Origin of the sequence: Paracoccus sp. MC1862, from assembly GCF_016617715.1 — a bacterium.
Classification (GTDB): domain Bacteria; phylum Pseudomonadota; class Alphaproteobacteria; order Rhodobacterales; family Rhodobacteraceae; genus Paracoccus.
The window spans coordinates 873003-898512 of the sequence record NZ_CP067225.1 but is presented as its reverse complement, the minus strand read 5'-3'; the positions used below and the strand labels follow the sequence as shown (position 1 = coordinate 898512).

19 protein-coding genes and 1 pseudogene are annotated in these 25510 nt (G+C 67.0%); 13 read left to right on the top strand and 7 right to left on the bottom strand.

Annotated elements, in window-relative coordinates; all coding sequences use genetic code 11:
* The first annotated feature begins 81 nt into the window (after window positions 1-81).
* From groES to JGR78_RS04470, 3 genes are all read left to right on the top strand, one after another.
* Entirely contained in the window at window positions 82-369 is a 288-nt protein-coding gene (gene groES / locus JGR78_RS04480) for a co-chaperone GroES (RefSeq protein WP_182792784.1), read from the top strand.
* Window positions 370-412: 43 nt separating this feature from the next.
* Window positions 413-2056: a chaperonin GroEL gene (groL, locus tag JGR78_RS04475; protein ID WP_182792783.1), complete on the top strand. Its 1644-nt coding sequence runs from the start codon at window positions 413-415 to the stop codon at window positions 2054-2056.
* Between the two features lie 202 nt (window positions 2057-2258).
* The gene (locus JGR78_RS04470) at window positions 2259-3200 is read left to right on the top strand and encodes a glycosyltransferase family 2 protein (RefSeq protein ID WP_182792782.1); all 942 of its coding nucleotides are present in this window, start codon (window positions 2259-2261) and stop codon (window positions 3198-3200) included.
* A gap of 45 nt (window positions 3201-3245) precedes the next feature.
* Here JGR78_RS04470 and JGR78_RS04465 read toward each other — a convergent pair whose 3' ends face one another.
* The 4 genes from JGR78_RS04465 to JGR78_RS04450 form a co-directional block, all read right to left on the bottom strand.
* Complete coding sequence (locus tag JGR78_RS04465) at window positions 3246-4778, bottom strand: Ppx/GppA family phosphatase (protein ID WP_182792781.1); 1533 nt, start codon at window positions 4776-4778, stop codon at window positions 3246-3248.
* Between the two features lie 52 nt (window positions 4779-4830).
* Window positions 4831-6996, bottom strand: a complete 2166-nt coding sequence (locus JGR78_RS04460; protein WP_182792780.1) for an RNA degradosome polyphosphate kinase — start codon at window positions 6994-6996, stop codon at window positions 4831-4833.
* 151 nt (window positions 6997-7147) lie between these two features.
* Window positions 7148-7837 carry a chromosomal replication initiator DnaA gene (locus JGR78_RS04455; protein ID WP_182792779.1) on the bottom strand — a complete coding sequence of 230 codons (690 nt, stop codon included), beginning with the start codon at window positions 7835-7837 and terminating at the stop codon, window positions 7148-7150.
* A gap of 5 nt (window positions 7838-7842) precedes the next feature.
* Window positions 7843-9258: an AI-2E family transporter gene (locus JGR78_RS04450; protein ID WP_182804927.1), complete on the bottom strand. Its 1416-nt coding sequence runs from the start codon at window positions 9256-9258 to the stop codon at window positions 7843-7845.
* Window positions 9259-9437: 179 nt separating this feature from the next.
* Between JGR78_RS04450 and proS the strand changes: the two genes are divergently transcribed.
* The 5 genes and pseudogenes from proS to JGR78_RS18380 form a co-directional block, all read left to right on the top strand.
* Window positions 9438-10796: a proline--tRNA ligase gene (gene proS / locus JGR78_RS04445; RefSeq protein ID WP_182792777.1), complete on the top strand. Its 1359-nt coding sequence runs from the start codon at window positions 9438-9440 to the stop codon at window positions 10794-10796.
* The gene (locus tag JGR78_RS04440) at window positions 10793-11281 is read left to right on the top strand and encodes a DUF2937 family protein (protein ID WP_182792776.1); all 489 of its coding nucleotides are present in this window, start codon (window positions 10793-10795) and stop codon (window positions 11279-11281) included. The genes proS and JGR78_RS04440 overlap by 4 nt, the downstream gene beginning before the upstream one ends.
* Window positions 11272-11832, top strand: coding sequence for a DUF1643 domain-containing protein (locus JGR78_RS04435; RefSeq protein WP_182804900.1), 561 nt, complete (start codon window positions 11272-11274; stop codon window positions 11830-11832). The genes JGR78_RS04440 and JGR78_RS04435 overlap by 10 nt, the downstream gene beginning before the upstream one ends.
* A gap of 5 nt (window positions 11833-11837) precedes the next feature.
* On the top strand, window positions 11838-12002 hold the full coding sequence (locus JGR78_RS04430; protein ID WP_182804930.1) for a type II toxin-antitoxin system CcdA family antitoxin: 165 nt from the start codon (window positions 11838-11840) through the stop codon (window positions 12000-12002).
* A gap of 57 nt (window positions 12003-12059) precedes the next feature.
* A pseudogene (locus tag JGR78_RS18380) lies at window positions 12060-12278 on the top strand (CcdB family protein); the annotation flags it as partial.
* Between the two features lie 57 nt (window positions 12279-12335).
* Here JGR78_RS18380 and miaB read toward each other — a convergent pair.
* Window positions 12336-13643, bottom strand: a complete 1308-nt coding sequence (gene miaB / locus JGR78_RS04420) for a tRNA (N6-isopentenyl adenosine(37)-C2)-methylthiotransferase MiaB (protein WP_182804902.1) — start codon at window positions 13641-13643, stop codon at window positions 12336-12338.
* A gap of 98 nt (window positions 13644-13741) precedes the next feature.
* On the opposite strand from miaB, the gene JGR78_RS04415 reads away from it, so the two are divergent.
* Entirely contained in the window at window positions 13742-14962 is a 1221-nt protein-coding gene (locus tag JGR78_RS04415) for an acyltransferase (protein ID WP_182804904.1), read from the top strand.
* A 105-nt stretch (window positions 14963-15067) separates the two neighbouring features.
* Here the strand turns inward: JGR78_RS04415 and JGR78_RS04410 are convergent, their stop codons facing one another.
* Window positions 15068-15514 carry a DUF2380 domain-containing protein gene (locus JGR78_RS04410; protein WP_182804906.1) on the bottom strand — a complete coding sequence of 149 codons (447 nt, stop codon included), beginning with the start codon at window positions 15512-15514 and terminating at the stop codon, window positions 15068-15070.
* Between the two features lie 159 nt (window positions 15515-15673).
* On the opposite strand from JGR78_RS04410, the gene JGR78_RS04405 reads away from it, so the two are divergent.
* From JGR78_RS04405 to wecB, 4 genes are all read left to right on the top strand, one after another.
* Window positions 15674-17050, top strand: coding sequence for an aminotransferase (locus JGR78_RS04405; RefSeq protein WP_182804908.1), 1377 nt, complete (start codon window positions 15674-15676; stop codon window positions 17048-17050).
* A 90-nt stretch (window positions 17051-17140) separates the two neighbouring features.
* Complete coding sequence (locus tag JGR78_RS04400; protein WP_182804910.1) at window positions 17141-20755, top strand: glycosyltransferase; 3615 nt, start codon at window positions 17141-17143, stop codon at window positions 20753-20755.
* A gap of 17 nt (window positions 20756-20772) precedes the next feature.
* Window positions 20773-21702, top strand: a complete 930-nt coding sequence (locus JGR78_RS04395) for a hypothetical protein (RefSeq protein WP_182804912.1) — start codon at window positions 20773-20775, stop codon at window positions 21700-21702.
* Window positions 21699-22799 carry a non-hydrolyzing UDP-N-acetylglucosamine 2-epimerase gene (gene wecB / locus JGR78_RS04390; protein ID WP_182804914.1) on the top strand — a complete coding sequence of 367 codons (1101 nt, stop codon included), beginning with the start codon at window positions 21699-21701 and terminating at the stop codon, window positions 22797-22799. The genes JGR78_RS04395 and wecB overlap by 4 nt, the downstream gene beginning before the upstream one ends.
* Before the next feature lie 404 nt (window positions 22800-23203).
* Here wecB and JGR78_RS04385 read toward each other — a convergent pair whose 3' ends face one another.
* Entirely contained in the window at window positions 23204-25363 is a 2160-nt protein-coding gene (locus tag JGR78_RS04385) for a ComEC/Rec2 family competence protein (protein WP_182804916.1), read from the bottom strand.
* Between the last annotated feature and the right edge of the window lie 147 nt (window positions 25364-25510).

Genomic DNA, 25510 nt, shown 5'->3' with positions numbered 1-25510 from the left:
TGGCCTATCTCGACGCCATTGGCACTCGGCTGGTCTGAGTGCCAACAACACACTGCAACCTGAAATATCGGAGTGTTCACGATGACATTCAAACCGCTGCACGACCGCGTGCTGGTCCGCCGCGTCGAGTCGGAAGAAAAGACCAAGGGCGGCCTGATCATCCCCGACACCGCCAAGGAAAAGCCCGCCGAGGGCGAGATCGTCGCCGTGGGCGAAGGCGCCCGCAAGGATTCGGGCGAGTTGATCGCACCGGCGGTCAAGGCCGGCGACCGTATCCTGTTCGGCAAGTGGTCGGGCACCGAAGTGACGCTGGACGGCGAAGAGCTGCTCATCATGAAGGAAAGCGACATCCTCGGGATCATCGGCTGATCCCTGACGGCATCGCTTCAACCCTCAGACAAGGAACGAATAAATGGCTGGTAAAGAAGTCAAGTTCAGCACCGACGCGCGCGATCGGATGCTGAAGGGCGTGAACATTCTCGCCGATGCGGTCAAGGTGACGCTGGGTCCGAAGGGCCGCAACGTGATCCTGGACAAGTCGTTTGGCGCACCGCGCATCACCAAGGACGGCGTCACCGTCGCCAAGGAAATCGAACTGACCGACAAGTTCGAGAACATGGGCGCGCAGATGGTCCGCGAAGTGGCCTCGCGCACCAATGACGAGGCGGGCGACGGCACCACCACCGCGACAGTCCTGGCCCAGGCGATCATCAAGGAAGGTCTGAAGGCCGTCGCCGCCGGCATGAACCCGATGGACCTCAAGCGCGGCATCGACCTGGCCGTGACCAAGGTCGTGGAATCGATCAAGTCGGCCTCGCGCCCCGTGTCCGACAGCGCCGAAGTGGCCCAGGTCGGCACCATCTCGGCCAACGGCGAAGCCTTCATCGGCGAGCAGATCGCCCAGGCGATGCAGCGCGTCGGCAACGAGGGTGTCATCACCGTCGAAGAAAACAAGGGGATGGAGACCGAGGTCGAAGTCGTCGAAGGGATGCAGTTCGACCGCGGCTACCTGTCGCCCTATTTCGTGACCAACCCCGAAAAGATGGTCGCGGAACTGGAAGACGGCCTGATCCTGCTGCACGAAAAGAAGCTGTCCTCGCTGCAGCCGATGGTCCCGCTGCTGGAAGCCGTGATCCAGTCGGGCAAGCCGCTGCTGATCGTGGCTGAGGACATCGAGGGCGAGGCGCTGGCCACGCTGGTCGTCAACCGCCTGCGCGGTGGCCTGAAGGTCGCGGCCGTCAAGGCGCCGGGCTTCGGCGATCGCCGCAAGGCCATGCTGCAGGACATCGCGATCCTGACCGGCGGTCAGGTGATCTCGGAAGACCTCGGCATGAAGCTTGAGAATGTCGGCATCGACATGCTCGGCCGCGCCAAGCGGATCACGATCAACAAGGACAACACCACCATCATCGACGGTGCCGGTGAAAAGTCCGAGATTGAGGCCCGCGTTTCCCAGATCCGCCAGCAGATCGAGGAAACCACCTCGGACTACGACAAGGAAAAGCTGCAGGAGCGTGTTGCCAAGCTGGCCGGCGGCGTGGCCGTGATCCGCGTCGGCGGCATGACCGAGATCGAGGTGAAGGAGCGCAAGGACCGCGTCGATGACGCGCTGAACGCCACCCGCGCCGCGGTGCAGGAAGGCATCGTCGTCGGCGGCGGCGTGGCCCTGGTTCAGGGCGCCAAGACGCTGGAAGGACTGGAAGGCGAGAACTCCGATCAGAACGCCGGCATCGCCATCGTCCGCCGGGCGCTTGAGGCTCCGATGCGCCAGATCGCGGAAAACGCCGGCGTCGACGGCGCCGTGGTCGCGGGCAAGGTGCGTGAATCGGATGACAAGTCCTTCGGCTTCAACGCGCAGACCGAGGAATATGGCGACATGTTCAAGTTCGGCGTGATCGACCCCGCGAAGGTCGTCCGCACCGCGCTGGAAGACGCCGCCTCGGTCGCGGGCCTGCTGATCACCACCGAAGCCATGATCGCCGAGAAGCCCGAGCCGAAGTCGGCGGCCGGTGCCGGCGGCGGCATGGGCGGCATGGGCGGCATGGACATGATGTGATCCGCTGATAAAGCGGAAGAAGACCAGAGGGCGCCTGCGGGCGCCCTTTGTGTTTGCCCGAGCCATGAAAAGGCACATTATCCTGCAGGGTACGAGGAAACCGGAAACCAAGCCCCGGGTTCATGCATTTATCCGCTACTTTACAGAGTTCACACCCTGGCTGCAAAACAGCAGGGTTCAGGATGTTGGTTGATTGTCTGCCATGGATTTGACTGTTCTGTTCTCGACGCACAACGGTGCGGATGTGCTGCCTTTCGTTCTGGATGCGTATGCCCGTCAAAGCTGCGACTGCACCTGGAACATGGTTGTCGTGAACAATGCCAGCACCGATGAAACAGCGGAATGCCTTCGCAGCTATTCTTCACGCTTGCCTCTGACCGTCATCAATCATCCGGTGCCAGGGAAGAATGGTGCGCTGAATGCGGCTTTGCCGAAGCTTGAAGGATCGCTGATCGTTGTCACGGATGACGACGCGATTCCGGCCCCTGATCTTCTAAATCAGTGGGCGCGTATTGCGAAGGCCCAGCCCGATTTCGACCTGTTCGGCGGCCAGGTCGATCTGCTGTTCCAGAAGGAGCCCCCGGCGTGGATGCTCGAGTCCCGCTTCCATTTCGCGGAGTTGTTTGCCGCCTGCAACCACATGGAAGGCCCGATCGACGCGGGCGACATCTTCGGTCCCAACATGGCCGTTCGCCGGGCCGTGTTCGACAAGGGGATCACCTTCAACGAGGCCATCGGCCCCAATGCGAACAACAGGACCTACCCCATGGGCAGCGAAACCGAATTCTGCCTGCGCCTTGAGTCCTTGGGATACAGGTCCTTCTTTGCGTCAGGCCCGCGTGTCCAGCACATTGTCCGCCCGCATCAGGTTTCTCCGTCGTTCTGGAACTTTCGCGCCTATCGGCATGGACTCGGCGTCGGGCTGCGCGAACGCATGGAAAGAAGCGAGCACATCATTCCTCTCAGGAGGCGTCTGCCGAGCGTGGTCCTGGGCAGATTGAGACAGGCAAAAGGATACCTGGCTTTCAGATCCTCGTTGGCAGATACGTTCGATGCCCATGAAGGGCTGTGGAACTACCACTGGCACCGTGGCTATACCGATGCCAGAGGACATCCCCGGATCGAGGAAATTCACGCTGCCTGAAACCGCAATCGTCCTGCCTTCGGCAGAACGGCCCGCAGCATGGTTTCAGTTGACCACCGCCTCGACACCCATTCCCGCCGCAAGCGCCTTCAGCCGGGCCTCGGCGACCTCGGCCATCAGGTTGCGGCCGGTGCGGGTCAGGGTCAGTGTCAGGGTCCCGGCCTCGCGGTCCAGCGTCAACGTCCCCGCCTCGGCGGGTTCGCCGATGGCAAACATCGCGCCGAAGCGCATGGCGCGACCCAAGGTTTCCGCGTCGCGGATCTCCTCGTCGCTGAGCAGCTTCAGCAGCGGCGCCATCGGCGACGTGCCGACGGCGCGCCCGTTCTTGTAGCGGTTCAGCAGCGCCAGCCCCAGGAACACACGCTCGGGGTGCGACAGCGCAGCAAGGTTCGAGCGCGTCACGTTGTCGAAGCACGCCTCGGCCCGGTAGTCGGGATGCGCCCGCCAGCTCGTGTCGTGCAGGTGGCAGGCCGCGCGGACGAGGCGGTGACGCTCGGGCGGGGCGCCCTCGAACAAGGGCGACAGGAACTGGTGAAGCTTCTTGCCCGTGCCGGGGATGCGGGACATCTGCCGCTCGGTGAAGCGGGCGGCCTCGATCAGCGGGTCGCGCCGGCGGATGCTGTCGGACATCTGTTCGTAAAGCAGCCCCTCGCGGATGCCATATGAACTGACAGCGATCTCGCGCGGCTGGAACGTCTGGACAAGCTGGCGCAGCACCTGCACCGCCAGGGGCACCAGTTCCAGGCGGGACGCCGAAATCCCGGTCAGCGCCTTCAGCTCGGACAGGTTCATGCGGGCGATGAACTTGGCCGTGGCCGCCACGGCGTCGGGCGTCATGCGGTATTCGTGCAGCACCGTCATGGGATAGCCGCGCCGTTCCATGTCCAGCCGCGCGATCGCCCGCCACGATCCGCCGACCAGGTAGATCAGTTCGTGGTCGGCGCCCACGGCCTCGACCAGCCCCTCCATCACCGTCTCGATATGGCGCTTGAGGCCCTTGGCCTCGACCTGCTGCAACCGGAAGGGACCCAGCGGGGACGACGCGCGGCGTCCCACGGTGCCATTGCCGACCTCTGCCACCTCCATCGAGTTGCCGCCGATGTCGCAGACAAGCCCGCGGGCGTTGGGCCAACCCAGCAGCACGCCCTGGGCGGACAGGCGCGCTTCCTCCGTGCCCTCGATCACCACCAGCTTCAGGCCGGTCTGGCGGGTGACGGCGCGGTGAAAGGCGGGGCCGTCCTCGGCCTCGCGCACGGCGGCAGTGGCAACGCAGGTCAGATCCTCGATCCCCATCCCGCGGGCCAGCGCCGCGAACCGCTTGAGCGCGGCCATCCCTCGGACCACGCCCTCGGGGTTCAGCCGGCCGGTCGTGGCAAGCCCCTGCCCCAGCCCGGCCATGACCTTCTCGTTGTAGAAATAGGCGGGACTGCGGGCGGCGCCGTCGAAGACGACAAGGCGGATCGAGTTCGACCCCACATCCACGACCCCGACCCGCTTCAATTCGCGCGCCGAGCGGATGGGCAATCCCTGCTTGCCGAAGGGGGAAGGTTTCTGGCCGGGGGCGGTCGTCACGTTCATCGGTCTTCTCACTGGCTGGCGACGGGACGACAGGCCCGGCCGCGGTCGAGGTTCACTCGCTGGCGTGGGTCAGGGCCGGCACGTCTCCTGCCCCAGCCGTGCCCCGCCCCGACAGGGAGGGGTTTTCCATGAAGAAGCGGTGACAGTTGAACAGGTCGTCACGATCCTCGGGAAGATGACGCAGATAGCGGCCATCTGGTTGCAACAGCCAGCTCTGCGCCTCGTCGGCCATGTTGGCGGCCATGATCTGGCTGGTGATCTGGGCCTTGACCGTGTCGTTCATGCATTCGACCAGGGTTTCCACCCGGCGGGACAGGTTTCGGGCCATCCAGTCGGCCGAACTGATGAAGACCCGCGCCTTGCGCGAGGGCAGCCCGTGGCCGTTGCCGAAGCAGACGATGCGGCTGTGTTCCAGGAAGCGCCCGACGATGGACTTGACCCGGATGTTTTCCGACAGCCCCGCGATGCCGGGCCTGACGCCGCAGATGCCGCGGATCACGAGGTTGATCTTCACGCCCGCGTTGGATGCGGCGTAAAGAGCGTCGATCACGTCCTTCTCGATCAGGCTGTTCATCTTGGCCCAGATCTCGGCCGGGCGGCCACGGCGGGCGAATTCGGCCTCGCGCCCGATCAGGTCAATCAGCGTCGATTTCAGGTCGATGGGGCTGATGGCGAGGTTTTCCAGCCCCTCGGGCTGGACGTAGCCCGACAGGAAGTTGAAGACCTTGGCCGCATCGCGACCCAGCGCCGGGTCGCAGGTGAACAGCGACAGGTCGGTATAGATGCGCGCGGTGATCGGGTGATAATTGCCTGTCCCGTAATGGGTATAGGTCACCAGCCGCTCGCCCTCGCGTCGGACCACGCTGGAAATCTTGGCGTGGGTCTTCATCTGCATGAAGCCATAGACGACATGGGCGCCCGACCGTTCCAGCCGCCGCGACTGGCGGATGTTCGCGGCCTCGTCGAAGCGGGCCTTGAGCTCGACCAGCGCGGTGACGGATTTGCCGCTTTCGGCCGCCTCGCACAGCGCGTCCACGATCGGGCTGTCGCGGCTGGTGCGGTAAAGCGTCTGCTTGATCGCCACCACATCCGGGTCGCGCGCCGCCTGGTTCAGGAAGCGGATGACCATGTCGAAGGTCTCGTAGGGGTGGTGCAGCAGCATGTCCTTTTGCCGGATCGCGGCGAACATGTCGCCGTCGTGGTCCTGCACCCGTTCCGGCACCCGCGGCGTGAACGAGGGCCATTGCAGGTCGCGGCGGCTGTCCAGCACCAGTTCGCGCACATCGGCCATGCCCAGCAGGCCCTCGACCTCGACCATCTCATCGGACCCGACGTCCAGTTCCTGCATGATGGTGCGGCGCAGGCGGTCGGGCGAGCCGGCGGTGATCTTCAGGCGGATCACCTCGCCGCGTCGGCGGCGTTTCAGCGCCGTCTCGAACTCGCGCACGAGGTCCTCGGCCTCCTCCTCGACCTCGAGGTCACTATCGCGCAGAACCCGGAAGCCACAATGGCCAATGTCGCGATAGCCGGGGAACAGGCGCGACAGGTGCATCAGCAGCAGGTCTTCCAGCCGCAGGAAGCGCTGCCCGCCCGGCAGGGGGATGAACCGCTTGAGCTGGCCCGGAATCGGCAGAAGCGCCTGCATCTGCTGCCCGTCGGATTCGCGGGCAAGTTCCAGCGCAAGGCTGAAGCCGGCATTCGGGATGAAGGGAAAGGGATGCGCCGGATCGACCGCCATGGGCGTCAGCACCGGAAACACCTGTTCGATGAAATGCTGGCGCAGGAAGGCGGCCTCGGCACGGGTGACGCGGGACCGCGACAGGATGACGATTCCCGCGCGCTCCATCTCGCGGCGCAGCTTGTTCCAGACGGTCTGCTGCGCGCCCATCAGGCGGCGGGCGTCGGCGTTGATCAGGCTCAACTGCTCGGCCGGCGTCAATCCGTCGTCCGAGGGCGTGGCGTTCCCCTCGCGCACAAGTTCCATCAGCCCAGCGACGCGGACGGTATAGAACTCGTCAAGGTTGGTGGCCGAGATCGACAGGAACCGCAGCCGTTCCAAGAGCGGCACGCGCGGGTTCCTCGCCTCGTCCAGCACCCGCCAGTTGAAGCTGAGCCAGCTCATTTCCCGGTTGAAGAAGCGGGCAGGCCCGGTCGGCGGCCCGTCCGGCAGGGCGCGCGCCGGCGGGAACGGGCATTTCAGGAAGTCAGCCTGGGTCATGAAACGATCACGCGGCAAGGATCAAGCAACCGCCCGACTTGTGGCCCCCATGCGTCCCGCTGTCAAACGGATGCGGCCCGGCATCTCAAGGCCTTGTGCTTCTTTCCGGGTCGGACATCCCGGGGAAAACCCCCGCTGCGACCGCGCAGCCTCAGGCAAGGCCGCCGTTCAGCCGCTCCAGCGCCGCCATCGCCAGCGGCCGCGTCACTGCCCGCCCTTCGGACAAGGCGGCGCGGTCGATCTCGGCCACGAGGCGGCGGGCAAGGCCCAGGTCCCGGTCCATGTGGCGCACCAGCGCCTCGACGACACCCGGTCCGGGCGACAACTGGCGGTCGGCGAACAGCTTGACCAGCACGGCAGTCAGCAGCGGCTCGTCCGGGCGTTCCAGCCGCACCAGCGCGGTCGAGGCCATGCGCGAGGCAAGATCGGGCAGCGCCAGCCCCCAGTCGCGGGGTGGCGTCCGTGCCGTGATCAGCAGCAGCGCCCCCCGCTCGGCGGAAAGGTTCCACAGGTGGAACAGCGCAAGCTCTGCCCCCGCCGCGCCCCCTGCGCGATGGGCGTCCTCGACCACCAGCGCGCCGTCCTGTCCCACCAGCGTATCCGCGATCTCGGGCCGCAGGGCCGAGGCGCGGACCCGCTGCGCCCCGTTCTCGGCCGCCCAGAAGGCCGCGAGATGCGACTTGCCCGAGGCCTCGGGCCCGACCAGCAGCAACCGGCCCTGCGGCCAGTCGCGCGGGCGGTCCAGCAGCGCCATGGCCTCGGCATTGGCGGGTGCGGGTAGGAAATCCGCCCGCGACAGGGCGGGGGGCGTCCGCAGATCAAGCGTCAGTTGCCGCGCCACCCCGCTCAGCCCTTCCGTCCTTCCTCGATCATCTCGGCGGCGGTGCGGGGCGCGCGTCGCTCCTCCGGCTCCTGCGGGTCGGTGCCGTCCTCGGTGCGCCCGCCCCAGGTCCGCACGCGGGGGTTCGGTTGCCCGGTGCCCATCACAGGCGGCGCGTCGGGCCATTTCACCTCGACCTCGGCGACGGCGACCTTGGCATGATCCTCCTCGGCGGCCTCGATGGCGATAATGGCGGCCTCGTCGCGGGCCGATTCGATGCGGGCGTCGCGTATGGCCTCCCGGTGGGTGCGCTGCTGGCTCTCTACCCGGTGCGCGACGGTGCCGCGCGGCACAAGCTCGACCAGCGTGGGCGTGGGCACGGGGGCCGGCGCCTCGGCCCCCGTGTAAAGCGGGCTGACCTTGTAGCGATCGACCGAGTAGCGCACGATCACCCCCAACGCCGCGCCCAGCGGCACCGCGACCAGCAGCCCGACGAAGCCGAAGAGCGTGCCGAAGACGCTGAGCGCCAGCATCAGCCAGACCGGGTGCAGCCCGACATGGCCACCCACGATCTTGGGCTGCAGGTAGTTGCCTTCCAGCATCTGCCCCGCGACGAAGATGCCCGCCACCGCGATGATCCTCGCCGGTTCCCCCCAGAAGGTGAACAGCGCGACCCCGATGGACATGACGCCACCCAGCAGCGTGCCCACATAGGGAATGAAGGACAGCGAAGCCGCCGAGACCCCGATCACAATGCCGAAGGGCAGTTGAACGATCGCCAGCCCCACCGAATAGAACACCGCGAGGATCAGGATGACGACCGCCTGCCCCCGCACGAAGCCCGAGATGCTGTCATTGATCTGCCCGAAGATGCCGCGCAGCGTGTCCAGATGCGGGCGCGGCAGCAGCGCGTCGATGCGGCGCACCATCCGGTCCCAGTCCAGCAGCATGTAGAAGGCCACGACCGGCGAGATCACCATGACCATGACGAAGCCGATCACCCCGTTGAGCGAGCCCATCACCGTGCCGACGATCATGCCCATGCTGGCCGCCAGCGTCTCGCGCCCCCGCTCGATCGCGGTGTCGATGAAGCCGCCGTCCGGCAGCAGCTGCGGAAAGCGGCGCTGCACCAGTTCCTGCAGGCGGTCGATCATCGCGGGGGCGGTCTCGACCAGTTGCGTGCCCTGCCGGATCAGCAGCGGCACCAGCCAGACCAGCGCAGCAGCCAGCGCCAGCACCACGATGGCGGTGATCAGCACAACCGCCAGCACCCGCGACAGCCCCGCCCGTTCCAGCCGGTCCGCCACGGGATCAAGAAAATAGGCGATGGCCATGCCCAGCAGGAAGGGCATGATCGCGCCGCCCAGCACCCAGAGGACCAGCGCGAGGATCAGCGCCACCGCGCTCCACCAGATGGCCTGCTTGCTGCCGGCAAACCGCATTGCGAAACGCTCCGTTCCCGGCCGGGGTGCGGCCATGGTGCCTGCGGGAAAGCCCCGCCCGTGATCTTCTTTGTCGCGTCCCGCCCAGCGGCGCAAGCACGCTTGCGCCCGGCCGCGACCGTTGCCCCGCGCGGGGTGATCCGCTAACCCGGCGCCTGAACTCGCCAAAGGTCAATCCCATGCGTCTGTCGCGCTATTTCCTGCCCGTCCTGAAAGAGAACCCTTCCGAGGCGCAGATCGTTAGCCACCGGCTGATGCTGCGCGCGGGCATGATCAAGCAGCAGTCGGCGGGCATCTATTCCTGGCTGCCGCTGGGCCTGAAGGTCCTGCGCCGGGTCGAGCAGATCGTGCACGAGGAACAGCAGCGCGCGGGCCATATCCCTGTCCTGATGCCCACGCTGCAACCCGCCGACCTGTGGCGCGAATCCGGCCGCTATGACGATTACGGCGAGGAGATGCTGCGCGTCACCGACCGCCACAAGCGCGAAATGCTGTATGGCCCCACCAACGAGGAGATGATCACCGACATCTTCCGCGGCCATGTCAACAGCTACAAGGACCTGCCGCTGACGCTGTACCAGATCCAGTGGAAGTTCCGCGACGAGATCCGCCCCCGCTTCGGCGTCATGCGGGGCCGCGAGTTCCTGATGAAGGACGGCTACAACTTCGACCTGACGCGCGAGGACGCGCTGCACGCCTATAACCGGCACCTCGTCAGCTACCTGCGGACCTATGAACGCATGGGCCTGCAGGCCATCCCGATGCGGGCGGACAGCGGCCCCATCGGCGGCGAGAACACGCACGAGTTCCTCGTGCTGGCGGAAACCGGCGAATCCGAGGTCTTCTACGACAGCCAGATCACCGACCTTACCTTTGGCAATCGGCAGATCGACTATGACGACAAGGCCGCCTGTGCCGCCGTGCTGGAGGAGTTCACCAGCCGCTACGCCCGCACCGACGAGACCCATGACGAGGCGCTGTTCGCCGAAGTCCCCGAGGAACGCCGCAAGTCCGCCCGCGGCATCGAGGTCGGCCAGATCTTCTACTTCGGCACCAAGTATTCCGAACCGATGGGCGCCACGGTCGTGGGTCCCGACGGGCAGCGCGTGCCCGTCCACATGGGCTCGCACGGTATCGGCGTTTCCCGCCTGCTGGGCGCGATCATCGAGGCCAGCCACGACGACCGCGGCATCATCTGGCCCGAGGGCGTGACGCCCTTCCACGTCGGGCTGGTCAATCTCAAGCAGGGCGACGCATCCACCGACAGCGCCTGCGAGGCGCTGGAGCGGGAACTTTCCGCAAGGGGTCTTGAGGTGCTGTATGACGACCGCGACGAGCGCGCGGGCGCCAAGTTCGCCACCATGGACCTGATCGGCCTGCCCTGGCGGATCACCGTCGGCCCGCGCGGTCTGGCGAACAACGTGGTCGAACTGACCAACCGCCGCACGGGCGAGTCGGCCGAAATATCGGCCTCGGAAGCCGTGTCCCGCTTGGCCGACATCTACGCCCCCATCCTCGCGGCGGCCTACAAGCCGTGAGCGGGCTGTTCCGCCTGTTGATGGCGCTGGCCTTCGCGCTGGCGCTGTCGCAGTTCCCGGCCTTCTCGGACCAGTATGTCCAGCGGCTGGGCGGCCAGGCGGACGCCCTGCGCCAGGTCGCGGCCGAGTTCGACACCAGCGCCGACCGCGCCGGTCTGACCCGGCAAGCGGCGCTGGAGCAGATCGCAGGGTCCGCATTCCTCGATTCGCACGGGCAGGACATGGGCCGGGTGTTCGTGCGGCTGGCCCGGATCGAAAGCGACCTTGACCTTCTGCGCGCGGCCTCGCCGTTGGAACGCATCGCCCTGCCCCACCGGATGCGCGACACCGAGACGCTGGCCGCGACTTGGGGCGACTTTCGCCCGGCGGTGCCGCTGACGGCGGCCGGTTTCTGGGCGACCGGCTTCGGCTTCCTGCTGGGCTGGTTACTTGCCGGGCTGGTGCTGCTGCCGTTCCGCCGGAGCGAGCAGGAAGCATGGCGCTGATCCGCCGCCATCAGGCTGGCGGGGTCGAGTCCGAAGCGGTGTTCTCGGATTGCGAACGCTACCGCTATGCCCTTACGCGGGCCTGGGATGCGGCGCTGCCGCGGCTGGTCTGGGTGATGCTGAACCCCTCGACCGCCGACGAGCGCCGCAACGATCCCACCATCGCCCGCTGCGAGGCGCGGAGCCGCGCGATGGGCTGCGGCGCCTACCGGATCGTGAACCTCTACGCCTTCCGCGCGACCTATCCGAAGGATCTGCGCACCGCAGTCGATCCGGTTGGCGAAGGGAACGACGCCGCCCTGCAGGATGCGGCGGCGTGGGCGCGTCGGGTCATCTGCGGCTGGGGGATGCACGCCGCGCCGGATCCCGCGCAGGCGGCGCTGGCACTGTTCCGTCGCGCGGGGGCCGAACCGCTGCACCTCGGCCTGACCAAGGCAGGCCAGCCGCGCCATCCGCTGCATCTGGCCTACACAGTGGCGCCGCAGCCCTTCGCCGCCGATTCACAGGCGCCAGCGGGGCGCGCATCCTTCATGCGCATGACCCCGAGGTGAACCCAATGCGCGCCCGCCTGAACCTGACCGTCGAGGACTCTGTCGTCCACGAGGCCCGCGACTACGGCCTGAAGCTGTCCCGCATCGCCGAGGACGCGCTGCGCCACGCCGTCAAGCTGGAACGCAACCGCCGCTGGGTCGAGGAGAACCGCGAGGCGCTTGCGGCCTAGGCCCGCGACGTCGAGGAGCATGGGCTTCCGCTTGAAAAATACCGGATGTTCTGAACCTTGGCGCAGTTCGACATCCACCGCCTGCCCGACGGGCTGCATGTCGTGGACGTGCAGACGGATCTGATCGACCTGCCGCAATCGCGCCTTGTCGCGCCGATGTTCCGGGTGGATGAACGCGCGACGCTTGCGCAGTTGACGCCGGTGATCCTGTTCGACGGCCGGACATGGATGGTCCGCATCCCGCAGATGTCGGTGATGCGGCCCCGCGATTGGATCGGCCACGCCGTGGCGCGACGAAATCTTCCCCGCCATCGACATCCTGACCCAAGGGTTCTAGGCCAGCTCGCCCTCCAGCGAGTTCGAGGCGCTGGCCTTGATCCGCACCTGCACCAGATCGCCCACCTGCGCCTGAGGCGCATGGACGAAGACGGAATGCAGGTAGTCCGACTTGCCGACCAGTTGCCCCGGCATCCGGCCCGGCTTCTCGAACAGCACGCTCAGCGTCCGACCGACCATCGAGACCTGCGCCGCCTTCTGCTGGCGGTCCAGCAACGCCTGCAGTTCCTGCAGTCGCGCATTTGCCACGGCATCCTCGACCAGCGGGCGGTCGAAGGCGGGGGTGCCGGGACGCGGGGAATACTTGAAGCTGAAGGCGGTGCCGAAGCCCACCTGTTCCACCAGCCACAGGGTCGCGGCGTGGTCCTCTTCCATTTCGCCGGGGAAGCCCACGATGAAGTCCGAGGTCAGCATGATGTCGGGCCGCGCCGCGCGGATGCGGTCGATCAGGCGCAGATACTGATCCGCCGTGTGCTTGCGGTTCATCGCCTTGAGAATGCGGTCCGACCCGGATTGCACGGGCAAGTGCAGGTAAGGCATCAGTTGCGGGATGTCGCGGTGCGCCTCGATCAGGTCGCCCCCCATGTCGTTCGGATGACTGGTCGTATAGCGGATGCGGTCAAGGCCCTCGATCCCGGCGATGCGGCGGATCAGGGTGCCGAAGCCCTCGCCCGCATCACCGTGCCAGCCGTTGACGTTCTGGCCCAGCAGGGTGATCTCGCGCACCCCACGCGCCACCAGGTCGCGGGCTTCGGACAGGATGCGCTCGGCCGGACGGCTGACCTCGACCCCGCGCGTATAAGGGACGACGCAGAAGGCGCAGAACTTGTCGCAGCCCTCCTGCACGGTCAGGAAGGCTGCCGGCGCCCGGCGGGTCGCGGCGCGCGGCGGCAGGTGGTCGAACTTGTCTTCGGCCGGGAAGTCGGTGTCGACGGCGGGCGCATCGCCCCGCGCCATCGCGGGCAGGCGGTGATAGGCCTGCGGACCCACGACCAGATCGACCAGCGGCATCCGGCGGATGATTTCCTCGCCCTCGGCCTGCGCCACGCATCCCGCGACGCCGATCTTCAGGTCGGGCCGCGCGCCCTTCAGGGGTTTCAGCCGCCCGAGGTCGGAATACAGCTTTTCGGCTGCTTTCTCGCGGATGTGGCAGGTGTTCAGCAGCACCATGTCCGCATCCTCGGGGCGGTCGGTCTGGACATAGCCTTCCGCACCCATGGCCTCGACCATGCGCTGGCTGTCATAGACGTTCATCTGGCAGCCGTAGGTCTTGATGAACAGCCGCTTGGGGAGGTGCGAGGTCATGCAGGGTCCTGTAGCCATAATCCGGCGCCCTCATAACAGGCGTGGGCCGGCTGTGAAAGCCGAAGGATCTTGACCATCGATCCACCCGGATCTTTCTGATGCCTGCGCTGGATCACAGTTCTGACCAAATGGACAGCTTGCAACGCTTCGTAGTGAGATTAGTGTGGCGCAGGATTTCAGGACAGGTTTATCCTTTGTTGAACTTTTCAAAAACGGTTCTTCCCGGCTCGCTCTCATTTGATCCAAGAGAGGCGCCGCGCAGGCTGGATGGCATTCAGGCGGGTCGTGCGATAGCTGCGCTGGCTGTCGTCCTCTTCCACGCCAATGTCTATATCCTGCCCCACAAGCTTCATGATGGCGCAGCGGCGGCCACATTCTACAATGCGGGCTACACCGGAGTGGAGTATTTTTTCGTCCTTTCCGGCTTTATCATGTTCCACGTACACAGGCGTGACATCGGACATCGGGGCGCGTTACTGTCTTATGCGTGGAAAAGGTTTGTCCGTATCTTCCCGATTTACTGGCTGGTCCTGATCTCGCTATTCGTTGTCACGCTGATCGTGCCCGGAATCGGGTCAGCGGAACTGCGCGACCCACTGAAGCTGCTGGGATCAGCGCTGCTTCTTCCCTGGCCGCCTGCGCCCGCGCTGGAGGTCGCCTGGACGCTGCGGCACGAGTTGCTGTTCTACGCAGTCTTTGCTCTTGCGCTGGTATCCGCCCGCTGGGGGCTGGTGGTCTTGGCATCATGGACGATAGCCTGCATCGGCATGAGCAGCACGTCGCTTGGAAGCCATCCGCTGGGCTATCTGCTTTCGCCTTACAACGTTCTGTTCTCAATGGGCATCGCTGGTGCTGTCCTGTTCAGGCAGTTCGACCGGACCGCGGGACGGATCATGATCGCGATCGGCGTGCTCGGGTTCATCGCCATCGGACAGGCTGATGTTCAGGACTGGATGCCGTTGCCTTTCAGCCTGCGAACTTGGTTGCTGGGCTTGTGCGCTGCGATCACAATTGCCGGAATTGCGGCGGCCGAGCCATCGGTTCCCCGTGTCATGGCGCGCCTCGGAGACTCTTCTTATCTGCTTTATCTTATCCATGTGCCCGCGATGTCTGTCGTTGCGCGTTTGCTGGCCGCGGCCGGAGGGGCTGAGCTTCCGCCGGATGTCACCATCATCCTAGTAGTCGCGGCAGCGGTTGTCGTTGCTCACGGGCTGCATGTGATGATCGAAGCGCCGCTCTTGCGCCATCTGTCGCGGCGCATGTCGACATCGAGGGCACCGGCAGCACCGCCAGTCCATGTCATGGCGCTGGATCGTTGATCGGGTGCGGGGCCACGTCTCTGATCTTGGCAGCCTTGCCGACAACTGAAGCGAGCAGGGCAGCCTGTCCTGAAGAACACCGCCCTTGAAAGGGAGTGGCTCCTTCTACTCCCCGTCCCGCAGCTTTCCGGCCAGAAAATGGGCCGCCTTCTGCCACGATTCGTCATTGTCGCCGCGGAAGCTGAGTTCGGTATGCGTCTCCAGCTTCTCGCCCTCCAGATCGACGAGGCTGGCGAAAGCCTGCAGGATCAGGGTGCTGGTCTTCTGCACGACGATGAACAGGCCCCGCTCGGCCCCCCGCTCGCGCAGGGCCGCGACAAGGCATTCGGTCGTCTCGCGCGGGCAGGCGGCGGCGATCTCCTCGCGGCTGACCAGCGCGGCCGAAAGCTCGTCGGCAAGGATGCTCTCCATCAGCGCCATGCGGCGGTCATGGTCCGCCTGCTGGTCCTGCACCTCGTGCGAGGTGTCCAGCATCTTGACCGGCGGGATCGCCAGGTCCTGCGCCATCAGCGGCATCGGCAGCAAGGCCAGAGCGAACAGAAGCTTCCGCATGGCATCCTCCATCCCTGCCCCTGCAGGATGATCCTGCGCACAAGGCTGCAACAGCCCGACCAATGTCCTAGACTGTCACCCTGTCCTCTCGTGACGAAGGCTTTGTTGAACCCGCCAGCCCGCCCGGGTAGCCTTGCGCCAACCGCATTGGAGGCGATCATGGACGACAAGAGCTGGGCCGCGCGGGCCGAAACCGTTTCGATGTATGGCTTCACCGACCTGCCCAGCGTCGAAAGCCGGGGCACCATCGTCCTGACCCATGGCGAAGGGCCTTATGTCTTCGACACCCAGGGGAGGAAGTGGCTCGATTCGAACTCGGGGCTGTGGAACATGGTCGCGGGCTTTGACCATCCGGGAATGATCGAGGCCGCCAAGGCGCAATACGACCGCTTTCCCGGCTATCATGCCTTCTTCGGGCGGATGTCGGACCAGACGGTGATGCTGTCGGAAAAGCTGGTCGAGGTCTCTCCGTTCCGGCGCGGCAAGGTGTTCTACACCAACTCGGGGTCCGAGGCGAACGACACCATGGTCAAGATGCTGTGGTTTCTGCACAGGGCCGAAGGGAACCCGCAGCGGCGCAAGATCTTGACGCGCTGGAATGCCTATCACGGCGTCACGGTCGTCTCGGCCAGCATGACCGGCAAGCCCTATAACGAGGTCTTCGGCCTGCCGCTGGACGGATTCATCCACCTGACCTGCCCGCATTTCTGGCGCGAGGGGAAGGCCGGCGAATCCGAGGCCGAGTTCGTGGCCCGCCTTGCCCGCGAGCTTGAGGACACCATTCAGCGCGAGGGCGCGGACACCATCTCCGGTTTCTTTGCGGAACCCGTGCAGGGCGCGGGCGGGGTGATCCCGCCGGCCAGGGGGTATTTCCAGGCGGTCCAGCCGATCCTGAAAAAACACGGCATCCCGCTGATCGCCGACGAGGTCATCACCGGCTTCGGCCGCACTGGCAACACTTGGGGCTGCCAGACCTACGACTTCATGCCCGACGCGATCATCAGTTCCAAGAACCTCACTGCCGGGTTCTTCCCGATGGGCGCCGTGATCCTCGGCCCCGAACTCAGCGACCGGCTTGATGCCGCCATCGCCCCGATCGAGGAGTTCCCCCATGGCTTCACCGCATCCGGCCACCCGGTCGGTTGCGCCATCGCGCTGAAGGCCATCGACGTGGTGATGAACGAGGGGCTGGCGCAGAATGTCATCGACAAGGCCCCCCGGATGGAGGCGGGCCTGCGCGACATCATGCAGCGCCACCAGAACATCGGCGAGTTGCGCGGCGTCGGCTTCATGTGGGCGCTGGAGGCCGTGAAGAACGCCGAAACGAAGGAGCCGTTCCCCCCGCATCTGTCGGTCAGCGAGCGCATCGCCAACACCTGCACCGATATGGGCCTGATCTGCCGCCCTCTGGGGCAGTCCATCGTCCTCTGCCCGCCCTTCATCCTGACCGATGCGCAGATGGACGAGATGTTCGACAAGCTGGACGGCGCGCTCGGCCGCGTCTTCGATGGCTTGCGGGCTGAGGGGCACGCCTGACCGATCCGCGCAGGGTGACCCCATCCGCGCGTTGACCCCGGTCCATGCGCCCGATAGGTCACGCCCCGTTGATCCAGACAGGAATGCGCAGTGCCTTCTTCCCCGACCGTGCTGCTGATTGCCGGAATGCACCGCAGCGGGACCTCGTTCCTGGGGGAAAGCTGCGGCGCGCTGGGATTTGCGCTGCCGCGCGATGCGGGTGGCCCGGCTGACGACAACCCGCGCGGGCATTTCGAGCCGCAGGCCGTTGTCGCGCTGAACGAGGCCATCCTGTCGGATCAGGGCGCGCTGTGGTTCCGTGTCGGGCCGTTGGACCTTCCCGCGCCGGATGACGCGATCCTGGGCCGGATGGACAGGGCGGTGGCGGCCAGCTTCGGCAAGGCCGACCGCATCATGGTCAAGGACCCACGCCTGTCGCTGACCCTGCCTCTCTGGCGGGGGTGGCTGGATGCGCGGGGCGGGCGCGGCGCGGTACTGATCGCGCTGCGCGATCCGCGCGATGTCGCCCGGTCGATCAACCGCCGCAACGGATTCGCCGCCGATGCAGCGATGCTGTCCTGGATCAATCACACGCTCTCTGCGGTTGCCGGGTCCGAGGGGTTGCCGCGGCAGATCGTGCTGTTCCCCGACTGGGCGCAGGACCCCTCCCCCGTCCTTGCCCGTATCGCGGGTCTGTTTGACGAGGACGCGCCAGGCGGGGCGCAGTCGCGTGTTGCGGGAACCTTTCTGCCCGAGTCTGTCCACGGGCGGGACGACATCACGGCCAACGCCGGCCTGATCGAAAACCTTGCGCTTGAACTCTTCGACGCCCTCGCCGCAGCCGCAAGGCGCGGCGAGGTTCCGGCAGCGGCAGGGCTTGCCCTCTTCGCCCGGCGGTTCCATGCGCTGTCCGCCCCGGCCCGCGCGGTCGAGCAGGCGAATGCCGCCGCTTTGCGGGACGGTCATCTGGCCGCCGCCGCGCTGCGCCGCGATCTGGCCGCCCAGCAGGACCGCCTTCGCCAGACCGAGGCGCAGCGCGACGAAAGCGTGGCCATCCTGACCGAGCAGTTGCAATCGACCGAGGCCCAGCGCGACGAAAGCCTCGCCGCCATGGCCGACCAGCTTGCCCGGACCGAGGCGCAACGCGACGAGGCGACCGCCAGCCTCACCGCCCGCTTGCGCGCCACCGAGGCGCAGCGGGAAAAAAGCGTGGCGGACCTGACCGCGCAGCTTGCCAGCACCGAGGCGCAACGCGACGAGATGACCGCCAATCTTGCCGCTCGATTGTGCGCCACCGAGGCCCAGCGGGATGAGGCCGTTGCCACCTTCACGGCCCGGCTTCGGGCCACCGAGGCGCAGCGGGACGAGGGCATGGCCGCCCTTGCCGCCGAGCGGCGCGCAAGCGAGGCGCATCGCGTGGCCGCAACAGCGGCCGCCGCTGCGGCGGGCGATCTTGAACAGCTTGTCGCCGCGACCGAGGCGCAGCGCGACGAGATGACCGAGATCGCCGAGGCGCGCTGGGCCACCATCGAGCATCTGCAGGATCATGCAGCCCAGCTTGAGGCCCGGCTTGAGGCGACGGGGCAGGCGCTCGCCTCGGCCACGGCATGGCTTGAACGGGAACGCCAGACCATCCTGAAGCCGATCTACCGCCGGCTTTATCGCAGCGGTGGCCGGACCCTGCGCCGGGTGCTGCCCGGCGCCGCCGTCGAGCGCGTCAAGCGCGGCCTGCCGGTGCCGGGCGGCATCCCGCGGGCGCTGGCCTTTCCGCCGCTGTCGGCATCCAGCGCCGCAGGCTACGGGACCGTTCCCGCGCGGACAGGCGACAAGCCCGACATCTTCGTGCTGTCGATCATCAACTGGGATTTCCGCACCCAGCGGCCGCAGCATCTTTCCACCCGGATGGCGGCCGAAGGCCACCGCGTCTTCTTCATCGAGATGGAGCAGAACCTGCGCGAAGGCAGCGTGCGCGAGGTCGCGCCGATGGTCCATGTGGTCCGGCTGCCCGGCCGGGGAATGCGCGGGCTGCAATCCTATACCGGGGTGCCGACCGGGGCGCAGGCGCGTGCCTGGGTCGAACATTTCCACGCGCTGGCCGATGCGGTGGGCGCCTCGCCCGTTAGCCATGTGGTGATCGAGCATCCCTTCTGGTGGAACCTCGCCCGCCACCTGTCGCCGGAATACCAGATCACCTTCGACTGCATGGACGACATCGGCGGCTTTTCTAACACCGAACCCCATGTGCTGGAGGCCGAGCTGGAGATGATCGCGCGGGCCGACAAGATGATCGTCAGCTCGCAATATCTTCATGACAAGTTCGCCCCGATGCGCGAGGTGGCGATGGTCCGCAACGGCGCCGACGTGAGCCACTTCATCCGCGAGGGCGACGACCCCGCCCCCGCCTGGCTTGCCGGCAGGCTCAGGCCCGGCGCGATCCGCGTGGGCTATGTGGGGGCGATCGCCGAATGGTTCGACACCGACCTGCTGGAAGCCGTCGCCCGCGACAATCCGAGCTTCGACATCCATCTTTGCGGCGCGGTCACGGCCGAGCCTCCGCTGCGGCTGGGCCGGTTGCGGAATGTCACGCTGCACGGGGAAATCCCCTATGCCGACGTGCCGGCCTTTCACGGCCAGATGGACGTGCTGATCATTCCCTTCCAGTTGCTGCCGATCATCAAGGCCTGCGACCCGGTCAAGTTCTACGAATATTCCGCGGTCATGCGGCCGACCGTCTCGACCTCGCTGCCCGAACTCGACCGCGCGGGCGATCTGGTGTTCCGCGCCGACGATCCGGCGAGCTTCGCCGCGGCCATCCGCCGCGCGGCGCCGCTGGCACGGGACGCGGTGTTCGGCCAGCGGCTGCGGCAATATGCCCTGGACAACGCCTGGTCCTTCCGCGCCGCCGACCTGCTGGCCGAGATGCGGCGCGAGCCGAAGCTGTCCGTGATCGTGCTGCATTACGGCACGGACACCGACATGACGCTGGCCACGCTGCACGCGCTGCTGGGGCGGGGCGAGGTCTATCCAAACCTCGAAGTCGTGCTGGTGGACAACGGCTCGCCCCCCCAGGTGCGAGAGGTGCTGCGCGACCGCGCGGGCCAGGACGACCGTATCCTGCTGGTCGAGAACGGCGAAAACCTCGGCTTCGCCCGGGGCAACAACCGGGGCATCGCCGCGTCCAGCGGGGAATATGTCCTGCTGCTGAACAACGACACCTTCCTTGCGCCGGGCGCGCTTCTGGCGATGGTCCGTCACCTGCAGCGCAATCCCGTCATCGGCATCGTCGGCCCGATGACCAACAACATCGGCAACGAGGCGCGGGTCGAGGTCGCCTATGCCGACATGGACCAGATGATCCGCGCCGCTCGCGTTCTTGCGACCGGGCACCGGGGGGCATGGACGCCCCTGCACGTCTGCGCCTATTTCTGCGCCATGTTCCGCCGCGCCGACCTCGACCGGCTGGGGCATCTGCCCGAGGTCTACGGCCTCGGCATGTTCGAGGACGACGACCACTGCGCCACCTTCCGCAAGGCCGGGCTGCAGATGGCGCTGGCCGAGGACGCCTTCTGCCACCACCACCTGTCGGCCAGCTTCGACGCGCTGCCATCGGGCGAAAAGCAGCAGTTGTTCCAGCGCAACAGAGACATCTTCGAAAGCCGCTGGGGCACATGGATGCCGCACCGTTATCGGCAGGGCCGCCCCTCGGGCAGCCTGCCCGGCCGCTGATCGCCCGGAAGTTCCCGATGCGGACCGTCATCCTTCATTACCATATCTACAAGAACGCGGGGACGTCCTTCGATCACGTTCTCACCCACAACTTCGGCGACCGGCACGAGTTGTTTGACGGTCCCTATCCCTTCTTCACCATCGACCAGGACCAGTTGGACCGGATCATCATGCGCCGTCCGCAGGCGGTGGCGTTCTCCTCGCACCAGATCCTGCTGCCGCCGCCCAGTTCGATTGGCTACCGCGCGCTGGCCGCGATCTTCCTGCGCAACCCCTTTCTGCGGATCGCCTCGATCTACCGCTTCAAGCGCGGGCCGGAACGCGCTGACGGAACGCCGCTGGGCTCGCTCGTGCCCGAGGAGCTTGAGGCCGAACTGACCCGGCAGGCCGCCGAGGCCCAACGCACCGTGAACCCCGGCCTGCCCGAAGGAACGCTGCCCCTGCCAGAGCCGCTGCCCGCGCCCGATTTCGACAAGACGACGACGGCGATGGCCGCGCGCCGGCACGACCTTGCGGGCTGGATCGAGCATTGCCTGAACTCGCCGGCAGAGGTCGTCCATGTCTCGAATGCGCAGACCCGCTTCTTCGCCTCGCCCTACCGGACGCGGCCCGTCCTCAAGCGCACGGCAGAGGGGATCACCTATGATCTGGGAACCGCGCTGAGGACCCTTGCCGGGATCGAGCTGCTGGGCCGGACCGAGCAGTTCGAGGCCGACGTCGCCCGGTTCGGCGACATCCTGGCCGGCCACGGGCTGACGCTGTCCTTGCCCGACGACACGCGCCACAACGTCACCGATGCCGCGCCCGACAGCACGGCCGAGCGGGTCGAGGCGATGCTGTCCGCGCTGCCCCCTGCCCTGCGCGACCGGCTGATCCGCGCCAACTGGCAGGACGCCGCCCTTTACGACCGCGCCTGCGCGCTGATCGCAGCGGACCACCGGATATGAGGAAGAAGATTCTCTGCACCGTCGGCACCCGCCCCGAGGCGATCAAGATGGCGCCGGTGATCCGGGCATTGCAGGCTGATCCCTCCTTTGAATGCCGGGTGCTTGCGACGGCGCAGCACCGGCAGATGCTGGACCAGGTGCTCGACCTGTTCGAGATCACGCCCGATATCGACCTGGACATCATGGAACCCGGCCAGACCCTCGGCGGCCTGACCGGGCGGCTGCTGATCCGGCTGGAGGAGGTGCTGGCGGCCGAACAGCCGGACGCGGTGCTGGCGCAGGGGGACACGACCACCGTTCTGGCGACGGCGCTGTCATCCTTTTACGCGCAGGTGCCTTTCGGCCATGTCGAGGCGGGGCTGCGGACCGGCGACATCGCCAACCCCTTTCCCGAGGAACTGAACCGCGTCGTGGCAAGCCGCCTGAGCCGCTGGCACTTTGCCCCGACCCGGCTTTCCGCCGACCGCCTGCTGGCCGAGGGCTATCCCGCGGCCGACATCCATGTGACCGGCAACACGGTCATCGACGCGCTGCACCATGTGGCCGCGACCAAACCCCATATCGGCCTTGCCCTCGACCCCGGCAAGCGCCTGCTGCTGGTGACGCTGCACCGGCGCGAGAACTTCGGCGAGCCGCTGGGCCGCATCTGCGACGCGCTTGCGCGGCTGGTCGAGGACAATCCCGACGTCCAGATGGTTCTGCCGGTTCACCACAACCCGAATGTGCGCGGGGTCGTGCATGAACGCTTCGGCGCGATGGACCGCGTCCTTCTGTGCGAGCCGCTGGACTATGCCTCGTTTGTCGCCGCGATGAGCCGGGCGACGCTGATCCTGTCGGATTCGGGCGGCGTGCAGGAAGAGGCGCCGGCCTTGGGCAAGCCGGTCCTGGTGCTGCGCGAAACGACCGAGCGCCCCGAGGCGGTCAGCGCCGGGACGACGCGGCTTGTCGGCACCGAGACCGAGCCGATCCGCGCGGCGGCCCAAACCCTGCTGGACGATCCCGCAGCCTGCGCGGCCATGGCTTCCCGCGGATCGCCCTACGGCGACGGCAAGGCCGCTAGCCGAATCGTCGAGGTCCTGCGCCGCGATCTTTGTTGACGGCAGAGGATTGCTTCGGAGGAACAGCGTTCTAGGCAACCTCATCCACTTGCGCCGCGCGGATCTTCGACATGGATGCGCTTGGCCGCGACGGTTCCGACGAGGGCACATCCTCCAATCGAAGCCACGCATATGGAACAGGTCGCGGCCAGGATCATGGAGCCGGGCCGGGCAGCGCGGGAATATGCGAGCACGACCGCAGGTCCGAGGTTCGACGGAAGGAGGCGAGGGCGTTCTGGATTTTGCTTTTCGCGGCCAACCCCGAGCAGCCTGATTCCATCCCTCGGCTCGCCGTTGGCTCATCACGCTTCAAGCCGATAACAGCCTTTCGGTGACTGCAATCGTGCCTACCTTGCTGGAGGCAAAGCCATATCTCGCTATGGAAACGCCGCAGCAGCGCGGCGTCAGTCAGACAGCCTTGGGGACGCAGAGGGCATCCACTGCCTTCGCACGGCGCGCGAGGTCCAGAGCCGCCGTCCGTTCGCGGATGCGTCGCTGATCCACTGCATCTGCCCGTCTTGCAGAAAGCCCGCCGTGGCACCGCCGAGCGACAGGCGGGACTGATCGAACAGTTCGCAGCCGCCACTCAGGCCATCCGGCGCAGGGGCGGCAAGGATGACGATCGTGCCGCTGGTGCAAGCGTCGGCTGCCCGCCCGGCCGCGCCCTTGCCGGTGAGGTGAACGACGTCCCGACCGGCGAGGCTCGCGCGGCGCGCGCCCTGCTCGCCATGCCATCCCGGTCGGGCGGCGGCGTCCTCGGCACTGGCGAGATCGCCGTCGGCGCGCAGCCAGCTGTCCGCCACGAAGGCCCCGGCCGGCTTGGACAGCGACCGTCCTGCCGGGGTCATCAACCCGACCGCCGTCCCATCCGACGCGATCAGAAGATGGGGGCGCCCGGTCGCATGCCAGAGCGCCGCGCTGCCCAGCACCATCAGCCCTGCGAGGAAAAGGGTGATCCGGGAAAGCCGGCCGCGCGTTCCATGCAGGGCAAGCAGGCCGACCGTCACCCCCGTTCCGCCCAAGGGCAGCGCCGCCCAGTGGGGCGCGCGGACCGTCAGCACCGCGCCGCCCCAGCCGGTCACCTGCTCGGCCACGAACAGCATCCAGCGCGTCCCAAGCCCCATCAGCCATAAGGCTGGCTCGGCCAGACCGACAGGGGCCAGCAGCGCCGCGAGCGCGCCCGCGGGCATGACCACCGCCCCCATGACCGGGACCACCAGCAGATTCGCGACCAGGCCGTATTGCGCCGAGCGGTTGAAATGCGCCGCCGCGATGGGCGAGGTCGCCAGCCCCGCGATCAGCGACGAGATCACCAGCATAGCCACGCCCCGGACGATCCAAGGCAGCGCCTGCGCCCGCCGCGACCAGGCGGGAAACAGCAGGATCAGCGCGGCGGTGGCGGCAAAGCTCATCTGGAAGCCCGAGGTCACCAGCGCCTCGGGCGCCAGCAGCAGGATCACCAGCCCCGCAAGCGCCACCGTCCTCAGCGAGATCGCGCGGCGGTCCAGCAGAACCGCCGACAGCATCACCGCCACCATCAGCCAGGCCCGCTCGGTCGCCACGCCGCCGCCGGAGATCCACAGATAGACCGTGGCCACCACAAGGGCCACAAGCGCCGCGATCTTGTGGACCGCGATCCCCGCAGGCACCCCGCCGCCACGGGACTGCAGCGCGGCAAGCGCCAGCCGCAGTGCCGCATAAACGAACCCCGCCAGCATCGACATGTGCAGGCCCGAGATCGAGACGATGTGATAAAGATTCGAATCACGCATCATCTGGTTCGTGGCCTCGGCGATGCCGGAACGGTCGCCCGTCATCAGCGCCGCCGCGACCGCGCCCTCCTGCCCGCCGATGGACCGCTGCATGGCCTGCGAAAGCCGCGACCGGACGGCCGTCGCGTCGATCCGCCGGGCGGGTGCCGGCTCGACGGTCAGGATCGGCGTGCGGGTGTAGCCGACCGCGCCCAGCCTCTCGAAAAAGGCGGCGCGGCGGAAATCGAAGCCGTTAGGCTCGGCCGGACCGGGCGGCGGACCCAGGTGGCCCGTCAGCATGACACGGCTGCCCGGCGCAGGAAGCGCTAGTTCGCCCATCAGGGACAGCCGCACCTGATGGGGCGTTCGTCCGGGGGCTGTGTCGCGCAGCACCACCCGGTCCAGCGTCACCCGCATCCGGTCGCGGGCCGAGCGGTCGATTTCCACCACGCGGCCCTCGATGGGACCATAATAGCGGTAATCCATCACCGGTGCTGCCACGAGATGCAGGCGCAGCCCCGCCGCAAGAAAGCCTGTGAGCACCAGCGCCATGCCCATGGCGCCGAGCCGTAGCAGGTCGGCGCGGTTCCAGTCGAGCCGGCCCGCGACCGCACGACCCCGCGCGATGCGCGCGGCCCAGAGAGCGCCTGCCATTCCCGCCGCGGCAAAGGCGTAATGCGCCAAACCCGGCTCGAACCGCAGCAGGAACCAGCCGCCGATCCCCAGGGCAACCAGCACTGGCGCCCAGATCAGCAGCCCGGCGCGCGTCACCCGTTCGGCCGTCGGCAATGCGCGCGAACTTCCGCGAGTCATCAGGAACGTCCGAAGCACCCGCAACCTTGCGCGGAAGCGCCCACCGGAAGGTTCCGCCGCCTCGACCGCCGTCAATCTTGTTCTTCCCCGTTCCTGTCCGTATCCCTTCCGCGATCCTATCCCTCCGGTCCTTTCCGAAAGGTTAAG